The sequence below is a fragment of the Nocardioides sp. genome, from assembly GCF_047607185.1.
GTDB lineage: Bacteria > Actinomycetota > Actinomycetes > Propionibacteriales > Nocardioidaceae > Nocardioides.
Genome location: NZ_JASGDQ010000144.1, coordinates 35,224 through 59,015, shown reverse-complemented (window position 1 = coordinate 59,015; position 23,792 = coordinate 35,224). Strand labels below are relative to the sequence as shown.

At 70.9% G+C, this 23,792-nt stretch carries 21 protein-coding genes and 2 pseudogenes; 10 read left to right on the top strand and 13 right to left on the bottom strand.

Annotated features, from left to right (window positions below):
* A partial coding sequence (locus tag QM595_RS17750; RefSeq protein WP_415172908.1) for a tyrosine-type recombinase/integrase occupies positions 1 to 897 on the bottom strand: 897 nt, incomplete at its 3' end.
* A 384-nt stretch (positions 898 to 1,281) separates the two neighbouring features.
* On the opposite strand from QM595_RS17750, the gene QM595_RS17745 reads away from it, so the two are divergent.
* The gene (locus QM595_RS17745) at positions 1,282 to 2,754 is read left to right on the top strand and encodes an RNA polymerase sigma factor (protein WP_415172910.1); all 1,473 of its coding nucleotides are present in this window, start codon (positions 1,282 to 1,284) and stop codon (positions 2,752 to 2,754) included.
* A 57-nt stretch (positions 2,755 to 2,811) separates the two neighbouring features.
* On the opposite strand, the gene QM595_RS17740 is transcribed toward QM595_RS17745, so the two are convergent.
* The 3 genes from QM595_RS17740 to QM595_RS17730 all read right to left on the bottom strand — a co-directional run bounded on the left by QM595_RS17740 (position 2,812) and on the right by QM595_RS17730 (position 4,496).
* The gene (locus QM595_RS17740; protein WP_415172907.1) at positions 2,812 to 3,654 is read right to left on the bottom strand and encodes an EamA family transporter; all 843 of its coding nucleotides are present in this window, start codon (positions 3,652 to 3,654) and stop codon (positions 2,812 to 2,814) included.
* Positions 3,654 to 4,130, bottom strand: a complete 477-nt coding sequence (locus QM595_RS17735) for a DUF456 domain-containing protein (protein WP_415172906.1) — start codon at positions 4,128 to 4,130, stop codon at positions 3,654 to 3,656. The genes QM595_RS17740 and QM595_RS17735 overlap by 1 nt, the downstream gene beginning before the upstream one ends.
* A 111-nt stretch (positions 4,131 to 4,241) precedes the next feature.
* Entirely contained in the window at positions 4,242 to 4,496 is a 255-nt protein-coding gene (locus QM595_RS17730; protein ID WP_415172905.1) for a hypothetical protein, read from the bottom strand.
* A 187-nt stretch (positions 4,497 to 4,683) separates the two neighbouring features.
* On the opposite strand from QM595_RS17730, the gene QM595_RS17725 reads away from it, so the two are divergent.
* From QM595_RS17725 to QM595_RS17710, 4 genes are all read left to right on the top strand, one after another.
* Positions 4,684 to 6,792, top strand: coding sequence for a DNA gyrase/topoisomerase IV subunit B (locus QM595_RS17725; protein ID WP_415172904.1), 2,109 nt, complete (start codon positions 4,684 to 4,686; stop codon positions 6,790 to 6,792).
* 39 nt (positions 6,793 to 6,831) lie between these two features.
* Entirely contained in the window at positions 6,832 to 7,053 is a 222-nt protein-coding gene (locus QM595_RS17720; RefSeq protein WP_415172903.1) for an addiction module protein, read from the top strand.
* Positions 7,050 to 7,355 carry a type II toxin-antitoxin system RelE/ParE family toxin gene (locus QM595_RS17715; protein WP_415172902.1) on the top strand — a complete coding sequence of 102 codons (306 nt, stop codon included), beginning with the start codon at positions 7,050 to 7,052 and terminating at the stop codon, positions 7,353 to 7,355. The genes QM595_RS17720 and QM595_RS17715 overlap by 4 nt, the downstream gene beginning before the upstream one ends.
* A gap of 145 nt (positions 7,356 to 7,500) precedes the next feature.
* On the top strand, positions 7,501 to 7,875 hold the full coding sequence (locus tag QM595_RS17710) for a hypothetical protein (protein WP_415172901.1): 375 nt from the start codon (positions 7,501 to 7,503) through the stop codon (positions 7,873 to 7,875).
* Positions 7,876 to 7,965: 90 nt separating this feature from the next.
* Here QM595_RS17710 and QM595_RS17705 read toward each other — a convergent pair whose 3' ends face one another.
* Entirely contained in the window at positions 7,966 to 8,460 is a 495-nt protein-coding gene (locus QM595_RS17705) for a beta-class carbonic anhydrase (RefSeq protein ID WP_415172900.1), read from the bottom strand.
* Positions 8,461 to 8,589: 129 nt separating this feature from the next.
* Between QM595_RS17705 and QM595_RS17700 the strand changes: the two genes are divergently transcribed.
* Positions 8,590 to 8,826, top strand: coding sequence for a type II toxin-antitoxin system VapB family antitoxin (locus QM595_RS17700; RefSeq protein ID WP_415172899.1), 237 nt, complete (start codon positions 8,590 to 8,592; stop codon positions 8,824 to 8,826).
* On the top strand, positions 8,807 to 9,208 hold the full coding sequence (locus tag QM595_RS17695) for a PIN domain-containing protein (RefSeq protein WP_415172898.1): 402 nt from the start codon (positions 8,807 to 8,809) through the stop codon (positions 9,206 to 9,208). Before QM595_RS17700 ends, QM595_RS17695 begins: the two co-directional genes overlap by 20 nt.
* A 32-nt stretch (positions 9,209 to 9,240) precedes the next feature.
* On the opposite strand, the gene QM595_RS17690 is transcribed toward QM595_RS17695, so the two are convergent.
* From QM595_RS17690 to QM595_RS17660, 7 genes and pseudogenes are all read right to left on the bottom strand, one after another.
* Positions 9,241 to 10,950, bottom strand: coding sequence for an MFS transporter (locus QM595_RS17690; protein ID WP_415172897.1), 1,710 nt, complete (start codon positions 10,948 to 10,950; stop codon positions 9,241 to 9,243).
* Positions 10,947 to 11,633, bottom strand: a complete 687-nt coding sequence (locus QM595_RS17685; RefSeq protein WP_415172896.1) for an LppX_LprAFG lipoprotein — start codon at positions 11,631 to 11,633, stop codon at positions 10,947 to 10,949. Before QM595_RS17685 ends, QM595_RS17690 begins: the two co-directional genes overlap by 4 nt.
* Positions 11,634 to 11,717: 84 nt before the next feature.
* Positions 11,718 to 13,814, bottom strand: a pseudogene (locus QM595_RS17680) (DNA gyrase subunit A); the annotation flags it as partial.
* Between the two features lie 36 nt (positions 13,815 to 13,850).
* Positions 13,851 to 15,257: pseudogene (locus QM595_RS17675) on the bottom strand (DNA gyrase subunit A); the annotation flags it as partial.
* Between the two features lie 84 nt (positions 15,258 to 15,341).
* Positions 15,342 to 16,421, bottom strand: a complete 1,080-nt coding sequence (locus QM595_RS17670) for a hypothetical protein (RefSeq protein ID WP_415172895.1) — start codon at positions 16,419 to 16,421, stop codon at positions 15,342 to 15,344.
* On the bottom strand, positions 16,418 to 17,575 hold the full coding sequence (locus tag QM595_RS17665) for a sensor histidine kinase (RefSeq protein WP_415172894.1): 1,158 nt from the start codon (positions 17,573 to 17,575) through the stop codon (positions 16,418 to 16,420). The genes QM595_RS17670 and QM595_RS17665 overlap by 4 nt, the downstream gene beginning before the upstream one ends.
* Positions 17,572 to 18,204: a response regulator gene (locus QM595_RS17660; RefSeq protein ID WP_415172893.1), complete on the bottom strand. Its 633-nt coding sequence runs from the start codon at positions 18,202 to 18,204 to the stop codon at positions 17,572 to 17,574. The genes QM595_RS17665 and QM595_RS17660 overlap by 4 nt, the downstream gene beginning before the upstream one ends.
* 170 nt (positions 18,205 to 18,374) lie before the next feature.
* On the opposite strand from QM595_RS17660, the gene QM595_RS17655 reads away from it, so the two are divergent.
* From QM595_RS17655 to QM595_RS17645, 3 genes are all read left to right on the top strand, one after another.
* Positions 18,375 to 21,071, top strand: a complete 2,697-nt coding sequence (locus QM595_RS17655; RefSeq protein ID WP_415172892.1) for a GNAT family N-acetyltransferase — start codon at positions 18,375 to 18,377, stop codon at positions 21,069 to 21,071.
* 16 nt (positions 21,072 to 21,087) lie between these two features.
* The gene (locus tag QM595_RS17650) at positions 21,088 to 21,666 is read left to right on the top strand and encodes a DUF5998 family protein (protein ID WP_415172891.1); all 579 of its coding nucleotides are present in this window, start codon (positions 21,088 to 21,090) and stop codon (positions 21,664 to 21,666) included.
* Between the two features lie 61 nt (positions 21,667 to 21,727).
* Positions 21,728 to 22,840, top strand: a complete 1,113-nt coding sequence (locus tag QM595_RS17645; RefSeq protein ID WP_415172890.1) for an alkaline phosphatase family protein — start codon at positions 21,728 to 21,730, stop codon at positions 22,838 to 22,840.
* Positions 22,841 to 23,114: 274 nt separating this feature from the next.
* On the opposite strand, the gene QM595_RS17640 is transcribed toward QM595_RS17645, so the two are convergent.
* A complete protein-coding gene (locus tag QM595_RS17640; RefSeq protein WP_415172889.1) occupies positions 23,115 to 23,792 on the bottom strand; it encodes a thymidine kinase in 678 nt (225 codons plus the stop codon).

Sequence of the window (23,792 nt, the reverse complement as noted above, 5' to 3'; positions counted from 1 at the left end):
GTCGTGGAGCCGGACGGTGGGGAGCTTGGCAGAGTCGCCGGTGGCTCGCCAGCGCCAGGTGATGTCGTTGTCGTACATCGGCTCGTCCCCGACGGTGAACAGCCAGGCCTCCGGCTCGGCGTTGGGCAGGTGGGTGGCGATGTGCTCGGACAGGATCGTGACCAGTTCGTCGGGCAGGCACACCACACGCTCGGAGCCGTACTTCGGTAGCCGGGCGGCGTAGGTCGAGCCGTGGCGCTGCAACTGCCGAGACACGTTCAGGGTCGGGCGCAGGAAGTCGATGTCGCCGACCTGCACAGCGGCGGCCTCGCCCTTGCGGAGTCCGGCGAACGCGCACAGGGCGACGTAGGCCCGGAATCCCTTGCGGGTCGAGACCCGGTTGCTGTCGGCGTGCCAGAGGAGCCTGCCGACCTCCTCGACGGTCGGGACCTGCATGGCGGCCTCGGCCTTGCGGCGACGTGGCAGGGCGGCTCCGAGACAGGGGTCGGCTTCGATGACTCGGTCTGCGAGTGCGGCCCGGAAGACCGAGCGGACGATGACGAACTTGACCTTGACGGTGGTGGGTGCCCACTTCTCGGAGGCTTCCTTGACCCAGGCTTCGATGTGGGAGCGGCGGATCGCCTTGAACGGCAGGTCACCGAATGGCACGGACCCGACCGTGAGGTCGGCGTTGGCGCGGGTGGAGGGCAGCCAGAGTTGTCGGGGTGCCCACTCGGCGTAGAAGTCCGCGAAGGTGACGTTGCCTGCCCGTGGTTCGCCCCAGGTGCCGTCGTGGATCGTGGAGGTGACTTCGTCGAGCCAGCGTTGGGCGTCGATGCGGCGTTCGAAGTGCCGGGCGCGTTCCTTGCCGCGTTCGTCGCGGTAGCGGGCCGAGGCGGAAGCTGTGGGGGCCGTCACCGGTGTAGCGCCAGTAGCGCATGGTCTTGACCGGCACGCGGCGTACGGCCCGACGGCTGGGAGGAGGCGGTCGGCGACTACGCGCTGGCAGGCCACCGGTCCGTCGCGGACGTGGTCGACGCCGCCTCGTTGCAGAAGGTGCGCGACCACAAGAAGCAGCAGAAGGCGAAGGCGGCCAGCAGCGCCGGGCGGGGAGCCAGGTGAGCCCATCGAGGCGGCGCCACGGCGACCGCCAAGCGCCTGACCGCGCGGCGGTGTCGGACCGTGCCCAGGGGCGTGGCAGAATGACTCTGCGGCTCTTGACGTAACCGGGCCTCGCCGCGCCCCGAAGCCAGTTCACGAGAGGTGTTCGTGTCCTCGAACCCACGCAAGATCCCTGCCGAGGTGCTCAGCCACCCGGCCGTCGCGTCGCTCATCGACCGGGGCGCTCCCTCTGGCCGAGTCACGCCGGAGGAGGTGCGCCGGGCCACCGAGCAGGCGGCCGTCGAGCCACGCCACCTCAAGGCCCTGCTGGGGCATCTCAGTACCCTCGGGATCACCGTGGATCTCGGTGCCGCATCGCAGAGCCATGCCGCGGCCGCCGCCACCAGCACCGCCAAGAAGACGGCGACCGCCAAGGCCGCTGCCAAGAAGCCCGCCGCCAAGAAGGCGCCCGGCAAGGCGGACAAGCCGGCCGAGGCGGACGAGTCGGCGGCCGAGGACGAGGTCGTCGACCTCGACGACCTGGTGGTCGAGGACCTCGTCGAGGAGCCGGACGCGGGGGAGGACGAGACCGTCAAGCTCGGCCCCGACGGCAAGAAGGTCCTGCCCGACATCGCCGACGAGCAGTTCGAGAAGGACGTCGCCTCCGACCCGGAGATCGTCGAGGCTGAGAAGGAGTCGGAGTCGTTCGTCGTCTCCGCGGCCGACGACACCGACGAGCCCGAGCAGCAGGTCATGGTCGCCGGCGCGACCGCCGACCCGGTCAAGGACTACCTCAAGCAGATCGGCAAGGTGCCGCTGCTCAACGCCGAGATGGAGGTCGAGCTCGCCAAGCGGATCGAGGCCGGCCTCTTCGCCGAGGAGAAGCTCGCCAAGGGCGGCAGGATCAAGGCGCAAGACCTCGAGGAGCTCGAGTGGATCGCCGAGGACGGCCGCCGCGCCAAGAACCACCTGCTCGAGGCCAACCTGCGACTCGTCGTCTCGCTGGCCAAGCGCTACACCGGTCGCGGAATGCTCTTCCTCGACCTGATCCAGGAGGGCAACCTCGGCCTGATCCGCGCGGTCGAGAAGTTCGACTACACCAAGGGCTACAAGTTCTCCACCTACGCCACCTGGTGGATCCGGCAGGCCATCACCCGCGCCATGGCCGATCAGGCCCGCACCATCCGCATCCCGGTGCACATGGTCGAGGTCATCAACAAGCTGGCCCGGGTGCAGCGGCAGATGCTGCAGGACCTCGGCCGCGAGCCCACCCCGGAGGAGCTCGCCAAGGAGCTCGACATGACTCCGGAGAAGGTCATCGAGGTGCAGAAGTACGGCCGCGAGCCGATCTCGCTGCACACCCCGCTGGGCGAGGACGGCGACTCCGAGTTCGGTGACCTCATCGAGGACTCCGAGGCCATCGTGCCCGCCGACGCGGTCTCCTTCACCCTGCTGCAGGAGCAGCTCCACGCGGTCCTCGACACCCTCTCCGAGCGCGAGGCCGGCGTGGTCTCGATGCGGTTCGGCCTCACCGACGGCCAGCCGAAGACTTTAGACGAGATCGGCAAGGTCTACGGCGTCACCCGGGAGCGGATCCGCCAGATCGAGTCCAAGACGATGAGCAAGCTGCGGCACCCGTCCCGCTCGCAGGTGCTGCGCGACTACCTCGACTGAGCGTCGTCCCGCGGGACGTCACGTCATGCGAGCTGATCGCCCGAGCACCGGTTGCGGTCAGCCGCCGGCGACTAGGGCCACGGCGACCGCACACAGCCCCAGCCCGACCGCCTGGCCGCGGTGGATGTGCTCTCGCAGCACCACGACGGCGAGTACGACGGTCGCCGCCGGATAGAGCGAGGAGATCACCCCGCTGACGGTCAACATGCCGTGGTGGGTGGCGAGCACGAAGAAGATGAGTGCGACGCCGCCCAGAACCCCGCCGCCGGCAGAGACCAGCGCGACGCGTTGGCGGGGCAGCCAGTCCTGACGGACGAGTACGGCCGCCAGCGCCACCAGTACCGCGCCGACGCCGAGCCCGAGGCCCAGCGGGAGGTGCCCGGAGTCGGTGTCCGCCTGGGCGATGGCGGCGAAGCCGCCACCGAAGCCGCAGCCGGCCAGGAAGCCGTCGAGGACGCCGTCCCTGGAGCCGGCACCGGGGCCCGCCTCGGCGGCCGGTGGTGTCCGGGCGACCAGGTAGGTCGACGGCAGCGCGAGCAGGACGCCGAGCCAGGCGACCGCGGAGGGCCGCTCGCCGGTGGCGACCCCGACGATCGCCGGCAGCAGCGCGCTGGTCAGTCCGGAGACCGGCGCGACCACGCCCATCCGGCCGCAGGACAGGCCGCGATAGAGGAAGACCATGCCGAGGCCGGTGCCGGCACCTGACAGTGCGCCCCAGCCCAGGTCGGCGACGGCCGGCCACACCGGGTCGGCCAGCGCGAGCACCAGGATCGCCGCGGTGCCGCCGCACTGGCTGGCGAACGCGCTCGCCCACGGCGAGATGCGGGCCGAGACCAGGCCGCCGATGAAGTCGGAGGTGCCGTAGGCGATGGCCGACAGCAGCGCGAGCAGAACCGCCATCAGGTGAGGACCACGCCCACGGCCCAGGTCGTCGTGGCCAGCACCCCGAAGACCAGCTCGATGAGGACCGAGAGACCGGCCGCCTTGAGCGCCTGCTTGGTCGAGGGCCAGGCCTGGGTCCGGCCGAGCCGGCGCCACTCGGCGAGGAAGACGCCGAGAACGAAGCCGAGGAACAGCCCGATCACCGGCACCACGAAGAAGCCCACGACGGCGAGTACGACGCCGGCCAGCTGGGTCGAGCCCGGGATGCCGGCCTCCTTGAGCCGCTTGCCCGGCAGCAGGTACTTCACCACCGCGCCGAGGACCAGCAGCGCCAGCGCGACCCCGGTGACCACCCAGGCCGTCGTACCTCCCAGCTCACTGGCCCATACGAGGATCGCGACGGCCACGATGAGAGTGCCGGGAAGCACCGGGACGACCGTGGTCGCCAGGCCGACGGCGATGGCGAGCGCGACGAGGATCTCGGTGCCGGTCACGGCGACACCCTAGTAGGCTAGCCGCGACAGCCTACTAGAGCGTGTCGACTGTCCGGGAGACGAGAAGGCCCCGGGCAATCGCCCGGGGCCTTCTGCGAAGCTCGCGGCTACTCAGTGCTCGGCATCCGTCGCCGGGGCCGGAGTGCCGGAGAGGCGGTGAGTCTCGTCGACGACATTGGCGGCGATCCCCTTGAGCGCCTCGCCGTGCTCACGGGCGTGGTGTGCGCAGAACAGCAGCTCGCCGCCGGACTGCAACTCGACGCGAAGATAGGCCTGGGCTCCGCAACGATCGCAACGATCCGCGGCGGTCAGCGGAGAGCTGGGGGCAACGGCAGTTGTCACATCGGCCTCATTTCTCGAATTCATCGGTGCCTGGCACAACCTAGTCGGGGTCTCCAAGATTCCCCAGCAGGTGTGGCGCCTGACACCCATCCAATCACGTACGACGACTCCTGTTGTGGGATTTCCACGTCCTGAACGCCGCTGTAGCAGGACTGTGACCTGACCGCCACCGTATGCGGTCGTTCCGGGTGTCCCTGCCGGGGCTCACGGCGTGTCGCGGGTAGATTTCTGGTGTTCCACGACTGCTAGGAGCCTCACGATCGACAGCACGTACAACGCCGCCCACCTCTTGGTCCTGGAGGGCCTCGAGGCGGTCCGCAAGCGTCCCGGCATGTACATCGGCTCGACGGACACCCGGGGCTTGATGCACTGCCTCTGGGAGATCATCGATAACGGCGTCGACGAGGCGCTGGCCGGCTTCGCGCGGCGCGTCGAGGTGACGCTGCACGCCGACGGCTCCGTCGAGGTCTACGACGACGGCCGCGGCATCCCCACCGACAAGGAGCCCAAGACCGGGCTCACCGGCGTCGAGGTGGTGGCGACCAAGCTGCACGCGGGCGGCAAGTTCGGCGGGTCGTCGTACGCCGCCACCGGCGGTCTGCACGGCGTCGGCCTCTCGGTCGTCAACGCACTCTCGTCCCGGATGGACATCGACGTCGACCGGTCCCCGGCACGACAGGGCATCTCCTTCCAGCGGGGCGTCCCCGGGGTCTTCGCCGGCGACGGCCCGGCGGCGGCCTTCGCCCCCGGCTCCGGGCTCTCCCGCAAGGGCGGCCGGGTCGCCAAGGACAGGAGCGGCACGCTGATCCGGTTCTGGCCCGACCGGCAGATCTTCACCAAGGACGCCACCTTCGTCTACGAGGACCTGGTCACCCGGGCGCGGCAGACCTCGTTCATCGTGCCCGGCCTGGAGCTGGTCATCCGCGACCTGCGCGGCCCGGACCCGATCGAGGAGAAGTTCCGCCACGACGGCGGCATCGCCGAGTTCGTGGAGTTCCTCTCCGAGGGCGAGCCGGTCACCGAGGTGCTGCGGCTGCGTGGCTCGGACACCTTCACCGAGACCGTGCCGATGCTCGACGACCAGGGCCACATGACCCCGCAGGACGTCGAGCGCGAGCTCCTCGTCGATGTCGCGGTGCGCTGGGTGAACGGCTACGACACCGTGCTGCGCTCCTTCGTCAACGTGATCGCCACCCCCAAGGGCGGCACCCACGTCAGCGGCTACGAGGCGGCGCTGACCCGCACCTTCAACGACGCGATGAAGGCCGCCAAGGTGCTCAAGGTCAACGACGACGACGTCATCAAGGACGACGTCCTCGAGGGCATGACCGCCGTCGTCACGGTGCGGCTCGCCGAGCCGCAGTTCGAGGGCCAGACCAAGGAGATCCTCGGCACTCCGGCCGCCCGGACCGTCGTACGCAAGGTCGTCTCCGCCGAGCTCAAGACGTTCCTGACCTCCACCAAGGCCCGCGACAAGCAGCAGGCCCGGCTGGTGATGGAGAAGGTGCTCGGCGCCGCCAAGACCCGGATCGCCGCCCGCCAGCACAAGGAGACCCAGCGCCGCAAGAACGCCCTGGAGTCCAGCGCGCTGCCCGCGAAGCTGGCCGACTGTCGCGCCGCCGACAACGAGCGCACCGAGCTCTTCATCGTCGAGGGCGACTCCGCGTTGGGCACCGCCAAGCTGGCCCGCAACAGCGAGTTCCAGGCGCTGCTGCCGATCCGGGGCAAGATCCTCAACGTGCAGAAGGCCTCGGTGGCCGACATGCTCAAGAACGCCGAGTGCGCCTCGATCATCCAGGTCGTCGGCGCCGGCTCCGGTCGCACCTTCGACCTCGACTCCACCCGCTACGGCAAGATCATCTTCATGGCCGACGCGGACGCCGACGGCGCCCACATCCGCACCCTGCTGGCCACCCTGTTCATGAAGTACATGCCCGACCTGGTCCGGGCCGGCCGGGTCTACTCCGCCGTGCCGCCGCTGCACCGCATCGAGCTCTCCAACCCCAAGAAGGGCATGGAGAAGTACATCTACACCTACACCGACGACGAGCTGCAGCGCCGCCTGGCGGAGCTGAAGAAGCGCAATGTCGCGGTCAAGGGCACCCCGCAGCGCTACAAGGGCCTCGGCGAGATGGACGCCGACCAGCTGGCCGAGACCACCATGGACCCGCGCCACCGCACCCTGCGCCGGCTCACCGTCGACGACGCCGAGGCGGCGGCCTCGGTCTTCGAGCTGCTCATGGGCAGCGAGGTGGCTCCGCGCAAGGAGTTCATCACCGCTGGCGCGAGCCAGCTCTCCGAAGCCGATCTCGACTTCTAGGCGCGTAGGAATGTCGGCGGCCGGGGGTAGCCTTGACCCATGGTGAACCCGGCACTCCTGCAGCAGGTTCTCGACCTTCCGGACGAGGATCGAGCCGAACTGCGGGACCATCTGGATGCGAGCCTCGACGCGAAAGCGACGATTTCGCCGGGCCTCCGGGCGCTCTTAGATCAACGGATGGAAGCCGCGCTCGCACACCCCGAAGGGTCGATCCCGTGGGATGACGCGATGAGGCAGGTCCGAGAGCGGTACGCGGAGTGACATGGAGCGTCGAAGTCTCGGTCGACGCTCTGAGTGACGTGGACGAAGCTGTCGCGTGGTATGCGACCGAGGCTCCGGAGCAAGTCGAGCGCTTGCTGGCGGACTTCGACGTGGGTGGTCGCAAGGTTGGTTTTCATCCGTTGACACGGGCGGAGTTCCTCCCCGGACGGCGACGGGTCCATCTTCAGACCTTTCCGTACGAGCTCTGGTACATCGTTGACGAGGACGAGAAGCGCGCGACGGTCATCGCGGTCGTTCATGATCGTCAAGACGATCGGCAGTTTCTGGAGCGACAGAGATGAGCTTCGCGATCCGGCGAGCGGACGTCGAACTGGTCGACTACCACTGACAGGAGGACGCTATGAGCCGAACAGCTCGCGGCGATCGAGCCGATTCGGACGGTGTCGTGACGGCATTCGTTCCTGAGCATGTCGTGGTCTCCCTCTGATGGCCGACCAGAAGGCACGCCGGGCGGCCGTGGCGAAGGCGCTCAAGGCGGCGGGCGTGAAGCAGCGCAAGGGCCACTGGCGCCTCCCCGGCGCGGAGGTCGTCTGGTACGTCGACCTGCGGGCCGAGGGGCCCGCGCCGGCTGCGCCGATGCGCTTCGAGGTGGGCGCCTGGCCGGTGTCCTTCGGGCCGGAGCCCGACGGCGGCGCGGTCGACTGCGCGCTGCTGATGGACGTCCCGCTCGGCGAGGACCCGGCGGGGGAGGCCGGTGCGCTCCTCGACCGGCTCACCGCGCTCGGCACGATCGCCGCGCTGCGGCAGGCCGACCTCCCCGGTGCGCTCCTCGACGCCGGCCTGCGAGAGCTGCTGACATGACCACCGCACTGCAGGACGTCTACTTCCCGGAGCTCGCCTGCTTCGGCTGCGGCCCGGCCAACGCCGACGCGCTGTGGAAGCGCTGGCGACCTAGACCTTCTGGGCGAGCCGGCCGGTGTCGACGTCGTAGATGAAGCCGCCCACCCGGACCGACTCCGGGATGAGTGGGTGCGAGCGCACCTTCGCGACGTCCTCGGCGAGCGCCCGGAGCTGGTCGTCGACCACGTGGAAGGGCTGCCAGGAGGCGTCCACGCCGGCCGACTCCGAGACCCGCTGGCGCAGTTCGGCCTCGGTGTTGGACGCCACCGCACAGCGGGTGTGCGGGACGATCATGATGCGGTTCACGTTCAGCAGGTGCGCGCCCAGCACCAGCGCCTCCAGCGCCTGTGGGGTGATCCTGCCGCCGGGGTTGCGGAAGATCTTGGCGTCGCCGGGCTTGAGTCCGACCATGTCGAGCGGGTCCAGCCGCGAGTCCATGCACGTCACGATCGCCACGCCCGCGTGCGCCACGCCGTCGAAGCCGCTCAGCTTGAAGTCGGCCGCGTAGTCCGCATTGGCCGCCAGCAGATCATCGAAGTCGCCCATATCCGGCACCCTAGCGGGACGTCGTACGAGCTGGGCGCCCGGCACGGCGGGAGCGCGAACCCCGCAAGCCTCAAGCCCATGTTGGCGATGTTGATAGGCTATGTACATCATCAACATCGGAGGTGTGTCGTGGCGGTGACGCAGATCGACCTGGACGACGAGGCGCTGGCTGCGGTCATGCGCCTGGCGGGAGTCCGAACGAAGAAGGACGCGGTCAACTACGCGTTGCGTGAGATTGTGGAGCGGGAGCGCCGCCGGGTGGCTTGGACCCGACTTCGGGAGAGCTTCGACGAGGAGCAGTACGAGACCTGGAAGGAGTTGCGGGCCAAGGACAAGGCGGCCGTCGGTGAGCCGGTTTCTGATTGACAGCAGTGCTGTCTGGCGGTTCCGTCGGGACGACGCGCTGGCGGCGTCGTGGGATGTTCCCGTGATCGGCGGCGATGTGAGGTCATGTGCCCCGCAGCGGGTCGAGCTCCTGCGCTCGATGCGGAATGCCGACGAGTTCGAGCGCGACAGCGCGATCCTGCTGGAGACCTTCCCCGATGTCGCTGTCCCCAAGACGGTGTGGCGCTGGGTCGACTCGGCGCAGTTGCGGTTGGCGCACGCCGGAGTGCTACGTGCGTTCTCGGTGGTCGACCTGCTCATCTGTGCGACCGCCGCCCACCACGGTCTCGCCATCCTCCACGACGACAACGACTTCGTCACCGCTGCTCGCCACCTCGCGGACATCCGCGAGGAGCGGGTGTGATCTGACGCCCGCGGGGCCGCCGACAGCGTGGGCTACCCCGCCCGGACCTTGTCGAGTCCACGGGTCGGCGCTCCCCGGAGCAGCAGCAGGGCGAGTACGGCGGCCAGCACCGCCGCCACGGCGGCACCGGCGAAGACGGTCTGCTCCTGGGCGATACCGGCCTGCTTGAGCAGCAGGGTGAACTCACGGCACCGGCTGGCGCCGTGACAGACCTCCTTGATCGGCGGTACGTCGCCCTGCTCGGCGTAGTAGCGCCGCAGCCCGAGTGTGGTGAGCGCGGAGACGCCGACCAGCATCCCGATCATCCGGGCCACCACGACCATGGCACCGGCCAGCCCGTGCACGTCGGCGGTGGTGCTGGCGAGCACGGCGGCGTTGACGGGGGCGAGGGCCAGGCCGAAGCCGAGTCCGCCGACCACCAGCGGCACGCTCGCGTGCCAATGGTGCAGCGAGTCGAGTCCCCAGGCCGACATCCACCAGAAGCCGCCGGCGGCCAGCAGCATCCCGACGGCGGCCACCGGTCCGGCCGGCAGCCGGCGGATGAGAGCGCCGCCGAGCACCGCGCCCACCGGCAGCGCGACCAGGAACCGGACCAGCACCAGCGCGGCCAGCAGCTGGCTGTCGGGATAGACGGTGGTGCGGGCGAACAGCGGCACGTCGATGAGCGCCGCGACCAGCGCGGCGCCGACGAAGAGGCTGACGACCACCGAGCCCCAGGCCGGCATCCGGCGCAGCGCGCCGCGTGGGACCAGCGGGGACTCGGCCCGGCGCAGGTGGACGGCGAAGGCCAGCGCGCCGAGCGCGGCGGCGAGGAGGTACCAGCCGCCCTGAGCCGAGAAGACCTGCACCTTGGGGTCGGCGGTGGCGAAGGCGAGTACGACGCCGCCCAGCGCGACGGCGAGGAAGACCGCGCCGACCAGGTCGGCGTCGCGGGCCGAGGCGGCCCAGCCGCGCAGGTCGATCAGCGGCCGGGGCGCCAGCGCGCACCACGCGACCAGCAGCACGGCGGCGGCGATGGTGGTCACCCCCAGCGGGGTGAGCCAGTCGCCCGAGCCCACCAGCGGCACGTAGAGCTCGCCCCAGGTCAGGTCCCGGACCAGCGGCCCGGGTCTGACCGCCAGCAGTACGCCGGCCGCGAACATGGCGGCCAGCAGGAACAGGCCGACCAGGTCGGGGCGGCGCGAGATGGCCTCGCCGCCCCGGAGCCGGATGAGCAGCGCCAGCACCAGGCCGACCACGAGGTTGATAGCGAAGATCGCCCGCCAGTCGGCGACGGCGAGCACCACGGCGCCGAACAGTGGCCCCAGCACGGCCCCGAGCTCCTGCACCGCCGAGACCACGCCGAGCGGGACGCCGCGCCGCTCGACGGGATAGAGGTCGGCCACCAGCGCCAGCGTTGCCGGCACCAGCGCGCCGCCGCCCACCCCCTGCAGGAACCGGCCCGCCACCATGGTCGGCAGGTCGTCGGCGAGCGTGGTGACCAGCGACCCGAACGCGAAGACCACCAGCCCGGCGACCAGCACCGGTGGCCGGCCGCGCACGTCGGCGATCCTGCCGATGAGCGGCAGCATCGCGACGTACCCGAGCAGGAAGCCGGAGACGATCGGCGCCGCCTTCTGCAGCTGCTCCACCGACAGCCCGACGCCGGTCATGATGTCGGGCAGCGCCAGCACCACGACATAGGTGTCGGCGGCAGCGAAGGCCACCGCGACGGCCGCGAGCGTGAGGACGCCGCGAGTCACGGCTTGGTGATCTCCTTCTCGGTGCCGTAGTCGGACACCGTCACCGTATAGGTCTCCTCCTCGCCGGTGCCGTAGAAGTCGCCCTTCAGCACCGCCTCGCGCAGCTCGTGGTCGTCGGTGAGGGTGTAGCTGACGGCGACGTCGCCGGTCACCGTCGGCACCAGCACGGCGGCGTCGGTGGCGGCCAGGGTGCCGGCGTACGTCGTGAGGAGTTCGTCGTTGTCGGCGCCGCCGCGCACGGTGTCGCCCAAGCTGGCCTCGGTCGTCGCGGTGAGCAGGGTGGACAGGCCGTGGTCGGGGTCCATCAACGCCGCCGGGTCCGGTGCGCCGTAGTCGGCGGGGTCGATGTCCTGCCAGCTCGTGGTGAACGGCAGCTGGGCATAGACGTGCCCGTCGACCGCGACGATCGGCACCTCGGGCTCGGCGCCCAGGATCCGCACGGTGATCTTGCCCTCGAAGGCGGGGGCGTGGGTGAGCACGCCCTCGGCCCCGGTGAGCGCGGTCTGCCCCTCGGGCACGTCCTCGGAGGTGATCGAGAAGCGCACCCCGGAGGTGTCGTCGAGCACCTGCTTGGCCTGGGCCAGCACCTGCTCCGGGGTCTGCTCGGGGGTGTCCTTCTCGTCGCTGCCGGAGCAGCCGGCCAGCGCGAGCACGGCGATGACGAGGAGAGCGGTACGACGCACGGCCGTCAGCCTCCCACAGAACCGGTGAGAGGTCGCGCGGATAGGTGACGTCGAAGCGAGCGGACGTCGCGTAGCCGGCGTCACCTATCCGCCCGACCTCTGAAGACCGATCGGGCCGGCGCAGGCGTCGATCGGCTGGCTGCCGGGCACGCCCGAGCCGTCGCGCTTGCCGTCGGGCGCCGGGAGGTCGACCGGCGCGCCGCTGTTGGCGGCCGCCCGGGCGGGAGCCGGCCCGGCCCAGCCGAAGATCAGCGTGTCCTCGCCCTTGAGGAACCGGTGGCAGCGCACCCCGCCGGTGGCGCGACCCTTGCCGGGGTATTCGGCGAAGGCGGTCACCTTGACCGAGCCCGGCTCGGTGCCGGGCAGTGCGGCGGCCGAGCCGGAGGCGGTGACCACGACCGCCTCGGCGGCGGGATCGAAGGCGCCGAAGAAGACCACCCGGGAGCCGGCCGCGACCCGCACCCCCGCCACGCCGCCGGCACCCCGGCCCTGCGGGTTGACCCCGCTCGCCGGGAAGTGCAGCAGCTGCGCGTCGGAGGTGATGAAGCACAGCTCCTCCTCGCCGGTGGCCAGCTGGACGGCACCGACCACCTCGTCCTTGTCGGCCAGCGCGATGACCTCCCAGTCGTCGCGGGTGAGCACCTCCGGCTTGACCCGCTTGACCGTGCCGAGCCGGGTGCCCAGCGCGATGCCGGGGCCGTCGGTCGCCAGCGGGACCAGCGCCAGCGCCCGCTCGCCGCCCTCCAGCGAGAGCAGCGCCGAGAGCGGCACGCCGCCCTGCAGGTTGGGGTCGCCGGCGGTCGGTGGGATCGCCGGCAGGTCGAGGACGCCGAGCTTGACCAGCCGGCCACGAGAGGTCACCACGCCGATCTCGCCCCTGGCGCTCGTCGCGACACAGGAGACGATGACGTCGTGGTTGGCGCGCGGGCCGCCTACCGGGATCGGCTCGTCGTTGCCGGTGCGGGCCAGCAGTCCGGTCGAGGACAGCAGCGCGAAGCAGGGGTCGTCGGCCACCTCGGCCGACATCTTGGCCGCCTCGATGGCGGCGCTGCCGGCACTGGCCAGCAGCACCGTACGACGGGGCGTGCCATAGGTCGTGGCGACCTCGCCGAGCTCGTCGGAGACCACCTTCTTCAACAGGTTGTCGTCGGTGAGGATGGCGTCGAGTCCCTCGATGGTCGTCTCCAGCTCCTCCTTGCGCTTCTCCAACTCGAGCCGCGAGAACTTCGTGAGCCGGCGCAGCGCCATGTCGAGGATGTAGTCGGCCTGCAGCTCGGAGAGGTCGAAGACCGTGATCAGCCGCTGCTTGGCCTCGGCGCCGTTCTCCGAGGACCGGATCAGCTGGATGACCTCGTCGATGTCGAGGATCGCGATGAGCAGACCCTCCACCAGGTGCAGGTCGGCGGCCGCCTTGTCGCGCCGGAACTGGCTGCGGCGTCGTACCACCTCGTAGCGGTGGTCGAGGAAGACCTCCAGCAGCTGCTTGAGGCCGAGCGTGCGCGGCTGGCCGTCGACGAGGGTGACGTTGTTGATGCCGAAGGAGTCCTCCAACGGGGTCAGCTTGTAGAGCTGCTCGAGCAGCACCTCGGGCACGAAGCCGTTCTTGACCTCGATGACCAGACGGGTGCCGTTGGCCATGTCGGTGAGGTCCTTGAGGTCGGCGATGCCCTGCAGCTTCTTGGTCTGCACCAGCGACTTGATCCGCTCCGACACCTTCTCGATGCCGACGCCGTAGGGCAGCTCGGTGACCACGATGCCCTTGCGGCGGCCGATCGGCTCGACCCGCGCGGTGGCGCGGATCTTGAAGATGCCCCGGCCGGTCTCGTAGGCGTCGCGGATGCCGTCGAGACCGACGATGGTGCCCCCGGTCGGCAGGTCGGGGCCCGGCACGAACCGCATCAGGTCCTCGGTGGTCATCCCCGGCCGCTTGATCAGCTCGCGCAGCGCCGCCACCACCTCCACCAGGTTGTGCGGTGCCATATTGGTGGCCATCCCGACCGCGATGCCGGTGGTGCCGTTGACGACCAGGTTGGGGATCGCCGCCGGCAGCACCGTCGGCTCGTTCTCCGAGCCGTCGTAGGTCGGCCGGAAGTCGACGGTGTCCTCCTCCAGGCTGGCCGTCATCGCCACCGCCGCCGGCAGCATCCGGCACTCGGTGTTGTGATTGACGAAGCCTCCGGCCAGGAACGAGTGGTCCTCGCTGTCGACTCGGATCGAGTAGACGGTCTCAGCCGGCTGGTCCTCGACCGAGGCAACCTCGACGAAGCGATAGCCCGAGTCCATGATCGAGGAGACCACCGCGAAGGTCTCGGGGTCCTTGAACTTCGTCGCGATCAGGCTGCGATCGGCCTGCCATCGCTCGAACCGGTCGAAGTTGTGCTGCTCGAACCACTTCGCACCCGTGCCCCGGCCGGGAGGGAAGGTGGACCGGACGTAGTCGGCGACGAAAGGCGCGTAGTCATGGGAAAGGCCGTGCCGATAGCGGGGCGCGTCCTTGAGGAGCCCCTCGAGCTTTCGGCGCTTGTCGGTGAGGAAGCCGACCCGCTCGGCGAAGGCGTGGATGTTGTGCAGCCCTGAGATGACGAGCCTGAACTCGCCGCGCTCGTAGACGCTTAGGTTCGAGTGGATGCCGAACTCGAGAAGCAGCTCCTGCAGTCCGCGCGCCAGCTCGCGGCTGTAGGTGGAGTACTGAATGGTGATCGCGTCGCCGAGCTTGCCGTGCAGCACATGCACGCCGCCGTCGCCCTCGAAGAGAGCCATGAGGAACGCCCGCTTGACGTCCGGGCCGCTGTTCCAGACCAGCTCCGGGACGGTCTTCTCTTCGTCACGGCAGACAGACGCTGCCTGCTCGGTGCCGAGCTGCATCTCATAGGCCATCGGGACGGCGGTGGTCCAAGCGTTTCGTGCTAGGCAGACCACAGTGCCCGGCCGGATCTCGTCGAGGCGGCGCCATTGGAAGATCGGCACGCCCTCGATCGGGACGAGGCAGAGCAGCGGGTGGTTGTGGCTGCCACGCAGCTCGTGGCCGCTCTTGGTCACGAGGCGCTTGACGGGGTGCCTGCCCGAGTTGAAGACCTTGCTGACGGGGACCGGCTTTCCGTCCTTGTCGAGGACGTCGAAGTCGGCGTCCAGCTCGGAGTCGTCGGGGATGTCGGCGAGGTGGTCGATGCGCACTGAGCGGCCGTCGGCCAGTCGGACGCGGGTGTCACCGGTGAGGCAGTAGCGCATCGCCGCCGGACCGGCGTCTGGAGATCCGAAGTTGCCGTGGCCGTCGACCATCGGCAGCCGCAGCGACCAGTCCTGGGCCATCCGGACCAGGGCGTCGTAGATCGCGCCGTCGCCGTGCGGGTGGAAGCGACCCATGGCCTCGCCGACCACGCGGGCCGACTTGACGTGGTTGCGGTCGGGGAACAGCCGCATGTCGTTCATCGTGTAGAGGATGCGGCGCTGCACCGGCTTGAGGCCGTCGCGGGCGTCGGGGAGCGCCCGGGAGTAGATGACGGAGTAGGCGTACTCCAGGTAGGAGGACTCCATCTCGTCCTTGATGTCGGTGTCGAGGATGTGCTCCTCGAAGTCGTCCTCAGGGGGAGTCGGAGTGCTGCCTCGTGAACTGCCTCGTGCCATGAGGGCCATTCTTCCCGGCCGCGCCGACAGCCCGCGCCGGGGCACGCCGACGTCCTCGGCAGATGTGGGCGAGTCCGCACGCTCTCAGCGCAGCGGTACGACGACCTCGACCAGCACGCCGTCACCCTGCGGCTCCGGCGCGGGACCGCCGAGCTGGCCGAGCAGTGTGCGGGCCTGCTCCCCAGCCAGCACGGTGGCTGGAGTGCCCTCGGCGTAGAGGGTGACCAGCGCCGAGCCGGCCGAGGCGGTGAGGACGGCCCGGGCCCAGCCGGGCGCCGCTTCGGGGTCGTCCGCGTCGCCGAGCAGTCGCAGCAGCCCGCCGAGCGCGGCCCGGTCCGGCTGCCGGAACCGGTGGCCGAGGCCGTCGGGGTCGACCACGTCGACGTCGACCGCGGTCCGGCGGGGGAGCAGCTCGGCCAGTCCGGGCCGGCCCGCGCCGGCAGTGAGCTCGCGGCGCAGCCGGGTCGCGGTCAGCTCGAGCAGCGCGCGGTCGGCAGCGGTAAGGCTGCCGCCCTCGGCCACCGTGGTCAGCGGCCTCACCACCTGGTCGGTGAGCCAGGAGAGCTCCTCCAGGGCGGCCCGCTCCGCGTCAGCTGCCGCCGCCATCGCCTGCTCGGTGGCCTCGGTACGGTCGAGCGCGCGAGCCCGGTCGGCCAGCGCCTTGGCGTAGAGGTTGGCGCCGCGCATCCCGAGCAGCGGGATCATCATCGAGTCGACCACGGTCAACCCGGCTCGGGCCAGGTTGTCGCCGGTCGGCAGCAGCGCCAGGCAGGCCAGCAGCGTCACGGCATGGGCAGCCAGCACCAGCAGCACGAGCCGGACGGGCGCCATCAGTGCCAGGGCGAGCGTCGTCACCGATCCGGTGCCGACCGCCCACAGTGCTGCCTCCGACCAGCGGTCGGGGTCGATCAACAGTGCGTTGGCGAGGTCGACGGCGACCAGGCCCGTGCCCAGCAGCGCCAGCCGCGGCGTGGTCAGGGTGCCGGCCGGCCGTGCCAGCAGCACCGTGCCGGCCACCAGCGACAGGCTGAGCGCGAACACCGCGAGATCGCCGGGTGCGGACCTGACCCGGTCCAGCGAGGTGAGCAGCACGACCAGCGCGTAGGAGTGGCCGAGCAGCCCGAACAGCAGCGCGGCGGGAGTGGCCAGCGGGAGTCGTCTCATCTCGCCGGCACCCTCAGCACGACGCAGGTGCCCTGCCCCGGCGTCGACCAGACCCGGGCCGAGCCGCCGACCCGGGCCAGCCGCTCCAGAACCGAGGTCCGCAGCCCGAGCCGCCCGGCGGGCACCGCGTCGGGATCGAAGCCGACGCCAGCGTCCACCACGGTGATCACGATGTCGCCGCCGGCAGCGCCGACCGCCACGTCGGCACGGTCGACGCCGGCGTGTCGGGCGATATTGCGCAGCGCCTCCCGGACCGCCCACAGGCACTCGCCCCAGGCGACCGGGTCGGGGGCGGGCAGGTCGCGGCCCAGGGTGACCTCGACGGCGAGGCTCGCGGTGGTGAGCTCGGCGGCCACCGCGAGCAGGGCGTCGTACCCCTCCTGGACGGTGTCGGTGGGCAGCGGCGTGGCCGGGTGCGACCCGCGCAGGATCTCCAGATCTCGGCGCGCTGCCTCTCGGACCCGGGTGGCTGGCACCGCGCGGTCGGTGTGGGCGAGCAGGTCGAGCGTCGCGAGCAAGGTGTCGTGCAGCAGCCGGTCGCGGCGCTGCTGCGCTTGCCAGGCCCGCTGCTGGTGACGATAGACCTGCTCGGCCGTCTCGGCCCGCGCCATCGCCCGTGCCGCCAGCCGGAAGCCACGCCTGGCCAGCGCGATGAGCACCCCGCCGTTGAGCCAGGTGATGACGACGCCGAGGGGCACGCCGAGGTTGAGCGGGATGGCGGCCAGGTGGAGCGCGACCAGCAGCGAGCCGATGGCGGTGGCCAGGGCAGGTAGCGCCCGGACCATGCCCGCCGCCGCGGTCACCGCCAGGACCGGAGCGGCAGCCAGCGCCGTCGTGGGCCGGGAAGCGGTCAGCTCGCCCACCTCGCGCCACGGCAGCGGCACGACCGCCAGCCCGCACGGCACCCCGGCGACGGCGCCGACCACGGTCTGCGCCAGCGGCGAGCCGCGCTGAAGCACCGGCACCAGCAGCGCGGTCGCGGCGAGGACCAGGCCGAGGCCGAGCAGGTACGCCGGCAGCCCGCCGTCGACGCCGGCGAGGATGGCCAGCATGACCAGCCCGGCGCCGGCATAGACGAACTGCGCCAGCACCGCGAACTGTCGGAACAGCGTCCCGAAGCGGTCCGTTCCGGCGGTGGCCTCCAGGACGCTCATCCGGGTGGCATCCAGCCGTCCTCCACGGCGACCCGGTGCAGGTCCACCTTGGAGCGGACCGGCCGGCCCGCCTCCTCGTACTTGCGCCGGATCCGGTCCAGGTAGGTCTTGGCGGTGTGGTAGCTGACGCCTGCGCGCAGCGCCGCGCTCTTCAGCGGCAGACCGGCGGCGTAGAGCGCGAGGATGCGCTGCTCCTGATCGGAGAGCGAGGGCCGCGACGGTCGGCGGTCCTGCAACGCGATCGAGGCCAGCTCGGCAGAGACGTAGGAGCCGCCGGCCGCCGCCGTCTCGATCGCCTCGGTGATCTCGTGCAGCTCGGCGCGCTTCGGCACGTAGCCGGCCGCGCCCGCCTCCAGCGCGTCCAGGACCAGCTCGGGCCTGACCAGGGAGCTGACCACGATCACCTGGGCGCCGGCGGCCCGCAGCGCCCGGATCTTCACCGCCGGCGGCAGCTCGTCGCCCAGGTCGAGGTCCAGCAGCACCACCTCGGCCGGATAGGCCGGATGCGCCAGGAGCTCGGTCCACGACGCCAGCGCCGCGACCACCTCCAGGCCCGGGACTCGGGTGACGTAGTCGCTCAACGCACCGAGGAAGAGCCCGTGGTCGTCGAGGATCGCCACCCGGGTCATGGCGCGATCGTAGGGGGCGAGGCGGGCGGTTGTCCCCGAACCGGTGTCCCCCGAACTGGTGACAGGCGAAGTCGTGCCACTCTGCCCACGATGACGATCATGACGGACTCCTTCACCATCGTCGACGGCTGAGGGCCCCGCTGTCGGCGGGGCCGGATAGATTGCGGAGTGTGACCCAGGCCGACGTTCCCGCCCCTCCCGCCCACTGGGAGGCCGACGTGCTGCTGCGTGACGGCCGCACGGCGCACATCCGGCCGATCACCCCCGCCGACGAGGCGCTGCTGGTCGACTTCTACGACAACCGGGTCTCCGAGGAGTCGAAGTACTACCGGTTCTTCTCGCCGATGCCGCACCTCTCGCAGCGCGACATCGAGCGGTTCACCCGGGTCGACTACGTCAGCCGGGTCGCCTTCGTGCTGCTGCTGGCCGAGGAGATGATCGCCGTGGGGAGGTACGACGTCGTCGAGCCACGGGAGGCCGAGGTCGCCTTCCTGGTGGCCGACGGCCAGCAGGGCCGCGGCATCGGCCAGATCCTGCTCGAGCACCTCGCCCAGGCCGGCCGGGAGCGCGGCATCGAGCGGTTCGTCGCCGAGGTGCTGCCCGACAACGCCCGGATGATCCAGGTCTTCCGCGACGCCGGCTACCGGGTGGCCAGCGGCTACGAGGACGGCGTCATCCACCTGGAGTTCCCGATCGAGAGCACCGAGACCGCGATCGGGGTCATGCTCAGCCGCGAGCACGAGGCGGAGGCGGCCTCGATCAGCCGGTTCCTCAACCCGCGCAGCGTCGCGATCATCGGCGCCTCCCGGCGCCAGGAGACCATCGGCCAGGTGCTGGTGCGCAATATGGTCAACGCCGACTTCACCGGCAAGGTCTACGTCGTCAACCCCAACAGCCCGGCCGTCTCCGGGATGCCGGCCTACAAGTCGGTGCAGGAGATCGACGCCGCCGTCGACGTCGCGATCGTCGCGGTGCCCGCCGACGCGGTGCAGGACGTCGTGCTCGACTGCGCCGCCAAGGGCGTCCACGGCCTGGTGGTGATCTCCTCCGGCTTCGCCGAGACCGGCGAGGAGGGCCGCCAGCGGCAGCGCCGGCTGGTCGGACTGTCCCGGTCCTACGGGCTGCGGCTGATCGGCCCCAACGCGCTCGGCATCATCAACACCGACCCCAGCGTCCGCATCAACGCCTCGCTCTCCCAGGTGATGCCACCGCGCGGCCGGGCCGGCTTCTTCTGCCAGTCCGGCGCCCTCGGCAGCGCGATCCTGGAGAAGGTGCAGAACCGTGGCCTCGGCCTCTCGACGTTCGTCTCGGCGGGCAACCGCGCCGACGTCTCCGGCAACGACCTCCTGCAATATTGGGAGGAGGACGACTCCACCGAGGTCGTCATGATGTATCTGGAGTCCCTGGGCAACCCACGCAAGTTCTCCCGGATCGCCCGACGGGTGAGCCTGCGCAAGCCGATCGTCGCGGTCCGCTCGGGCCGCACCACCCAGGGCGTGCCGATGGGCCACGCGGTGCGCAAGATCGCGGCCCCGCCACAGGCGGTCGATGCGATGTTTCGGCAGGCCGGGGTGATCCAGGTCGACACCCTGGAGGACATGTTCGACGTCGCGCAGTTGCTGGCCCACCAGCCGCTGCCACGCGGCCGGCGGGTCGCCGTCGTCGGCAACTCCGACGCCCTCGGCCTGCTCGCCGCCGACGCCGCCGCCGGCGCCGGGCTGGTGGTCAACCGGCAGATCGCGCTGCCCGCCGAGCCGACCGCCGAGGACTTCGAGGACGCCCTCGACGCCGCCATCGACGACCCCGAGGTCGACGGGGTGGTCGCGGTCTACATCCCGCCGCTGAGCGTGTCGGGCGAGGACATCGCCAACGTCCTGGCGGCCGTCGGCGAGCAATCCGACAAGCCGCTGGTCTCCTCGTTCCTGGGTGCCGAGGGCGTGCCCGAGCTGCTCCGGGTCCCCGACGTCGCCGGCTCCACCGCCGGCCGCGGCTCGGTGCCGTCGTACTCCTCGGTGGAGAGCGCCGTTCGCGCCCTGGCTCGCGTCGTCGGCTACGCCGTCTGGCTGCGCACCCCGGACGGGCCGTCGTCGGAGCAGGAGGAGGTCGACGTCCCCCGTGCCAAGCGGCTGGTCAACACCGTGCTCGCCCGGCGCCCGGCCGGCGGCGAGCTCGAGCGCGAGGAGCTCGCCGAGCTGCTTGCCGCCTTCGACGTCCGGCTCTGGGCGACCCACCAGGTCGACGCCTTCGAGGAAGCCGTCGCGGCCGCCGAGGAGCTCGGCTGGGACGTCGTACTCAAGGCGACCGCCGACCACCTGCGCGAGCGACCTGACCAGGCGCACGTCTGGCGCAATATCGGCGACTCCGCCGAGATGGCGGAGGCGTGGGAGTCGCTGACCGGCTTCGTCGACGTCGCCACCGCCGGCTTCGTGGTGCAGAAGGTGGCGCCTCCCGGCGTGCCGCTGGTGATCCGCTCCATCGAGGACCCGCTGTTCGGTCCCGTGGTCTCCTTCGGGCTGGCCGGGCCGATGAGCGAGCTGCTGGGCGACCGGTCCTACCGGATCCCGCCGCTGAGCCGCCGCGACGCCGCCGACATGGTGCGCGAGGTCCGGGCGGCGCCGATGCTGTTCGGCTACCGGGGCGCCGACGTGGTCGACGTGGAGGAGGTCGAGCGGCTCATCCGCCGGGTCGCGCAGATCCAGTTCGACCTGCCGCAGATCAGCGCGCTCACCCTCGACCTGGTGCTGGTCGGCCCCGACGGCGCCAGCGTGCTGACCGCTGGGGCGCGGGTCGAGCCGGTCGCCGATCCCCGCTCCGACTGGTTCGTCAGGCGGATGCCAGCCCCGCCCGGGGACACGCTGCCCAACTGATGGTTGACTTGCCGGCATGAGCACGACGTTTGGCGACCGCGCACTGGAGCTGCGGAAGGCGATCGACCGCACCGGCTACTACCCCGAGGTGGTCGCCGACGGGGTGGCCGCTGCGGTGGCGGGGGAGCAGGTGGTCGCCTTCTTCGTGCACCACGAGCCGACCTTCGACCACGACGAGGTGCGCCGCCACCTCTCGGTCGTCGTGCTGACCCCGACCCGGCTGATCCTGACCCACACCGACGAGCATCCCGGCGACGACCTGCTGCCCGAGCCCTACACCTCGACCTCGACCGAGGCGATCCGGCTCTCGGCGGTGAAGTCCGTGGTCGTCACCCGGATGGTCACCAACCCCTCCTCCGGGCCGGGCGCGTCGGCGGAGGCGGTCGTGACGATCGGCTGGGGCGGCGTCTCACGGGTCGACCTGGAGCCGGCCGGCTGCGCCGACCCACAGTGCGAGGCCGACCACGGCTACACCGGCACGCTGTCGGCCGACGACTTCTCGCTCCGGGTCTCGGCCGCCGCCGACGGCGCCGAGGCGGTCACCTCGCTGCTCGCCTTCGCCCAGTCGCTCTCCGCGCTGTCCCACACCGCGTGAGCGAGCTTGCGAGCGAGCCACGGGCGCCACGTCGGCGACGCGCGCAGCGGGGAGCGACGGCGTGAGCCAGCAGTTCGTCCTCCCCGCCTACCAGGACCGCTCGCTGGGCGACGTGGTGCCGGCCATCGGCCGCGCGCTCGGCCTGCTGCCGGACTCGCCGCTCTCCCTGCCCGAGGCCGCCGGCTACGTCGTACTGCTGGTGGACGGCCTCGGCGCCCGGCTGCTGGAGCGCTACGCCGACGCCGCGCCCTACCTCTCCTCGCTGCTGGCCGGGCAGCGGCCCGGCACTGCCGGGGTGCCGTCCACCACCGCCACCTCGTTGACCTCCTTCGGCACCGGGCTGCCGCCGGGCACCCACGGCCTGGTCGGCTACACCAGCCGCATCCCCGGCACCGACACCCTGCTGAACGCGCTGCAGTGGAGCAAGGAGGTCGACCCGCACGAGTGGCAGCCGCACCCGACCGCGTTCCAGGCGCTGCGCTCGCTCGGCGGGACGGTGACGGTGGTCAACCGGCGTGAGTTCGTCGGGACCGGGCTGACCGAGGCCTCCCAGCGCGGGGCGTCGTACGTCGGTGCGGACATGGTCGGCGAGCGGATCGCGGCGGCGCTGACGGTGTCGGCGGAGCCACGCTCGATCACCTATCTGTACGACGGCGACCTGGACCGCACCGGCCATCGGCACGGCGTCGCCTCCAGCGCCTGGCTGCAGCAGCTGTCGATGATCGATGCCGAGGCCGAGCAGTTGCGCGACGCGCTGCCACGCTCGGTGCGGCTGCTGGTGGTCGCCGACCACGGCATGGTCGACTCGCCGCCTGAGTCGCGGCTCGACGTGGCCGAGCATCCCGAGCTGCGCGACGGGCTAGTGCTGTTCGGCGGCGAGGCACGGTTGCGCCACCTCTACTGCGCCGGCGGGGCGGTGTCTGCCGTCGTCGACGCCTGGCGCTCGGTGCTGGGGGAGCGGGCCACCGTGCTGACCCGCGAGGAGGCGGTCGGCCGCAACTGGTTCGGCCCGGTCACGCCCGCGGTGCTGCCCCGGCTCGGTGACGTGGTCGTCGCTGCGCACGACGACTTCGCGGTGATCTCCTCCACCGACTTCCCCTACGAGGCCACCCTCGTCGGCCTCCATGGCTCCCTGACTCCCGACGAGATGCTCATTCCCATCCTGGTTGACTAAGCCGTGAGCAGTCGCAAACTGACACGCATAAGGCGGTGAGCAGTCGCAAACTGACAGGCGTGGGATGGTGAGCAGCCCCAAACTGACAGGCGTGGGATGGTGAACAGCCCCAAACTGACGAACCCTGGCGGGATCGGGATGTCAGTTTGCGACTGCTCACGGCTTGACAGCCGTCAGTTTGGGGCTGTTCACCGCGTGAATGGCGTCAGTTTGGGGCTGCTCACCCGGTGGGGGTTCAGACAGCCACGGCTCGTGGACTTGCGCCCACCCCGCCTCAGCCAAAGGGGAGCGGCTCGGCCGAGAGGGAGACGGCCCTGGCGCGGGCGGCGGTGAGCTGGCGGCGGTGGTGCTGGCGGCACAGCACCTCGTAGGTCACCACCGAGGGGCCGTCGAAGCCCGGCACCCTGCCGCCCCGGGCGGGATCCTCGGTGTCGCCGACCACGATGACCTCGCCCTCGGTCACCATGACGCCGTCCTCGATGCGGGCCTGGTGCGTCGCTCGCTTGCCGCACCAGCACAGCGTCTCGACCTGCAACAGCTGCGTCGAGTCGGCCAGCTCGACCAGCCGCGCGGACCCCTCGAATAGCTTGGTGCGGAAGTCGGTGAGGATGCCGAAGCAGTAGACGTCGATCTGCAGCTCGTCGACGATCTTGGCGAGCTGGTCGATCTGCCCGGTGGTGTAGAACTGCGCCTCGTCACAGATGAAGTAGTCGATCCGGGCACCCTGCGTCAGCGCGTCGACGGTGTAGCGCCAGAAGTCGAAATCCGGGCCGGCCTCGATCGCCTCGTGGGTCAGCCCGAGCCGACTCGACACCGTCGCCTGGCCGGCGCGGTCGTGGGCGGTGAAGACCCGGCCAGCCAGGCCACGCGAGGCGTAGTTGTGATTGGTCTGCAGGGCGAGAGTCGACTTCCCGGAGTCCATCGGCCCGGTGTAGAAGCGGAGCTCGGCCAC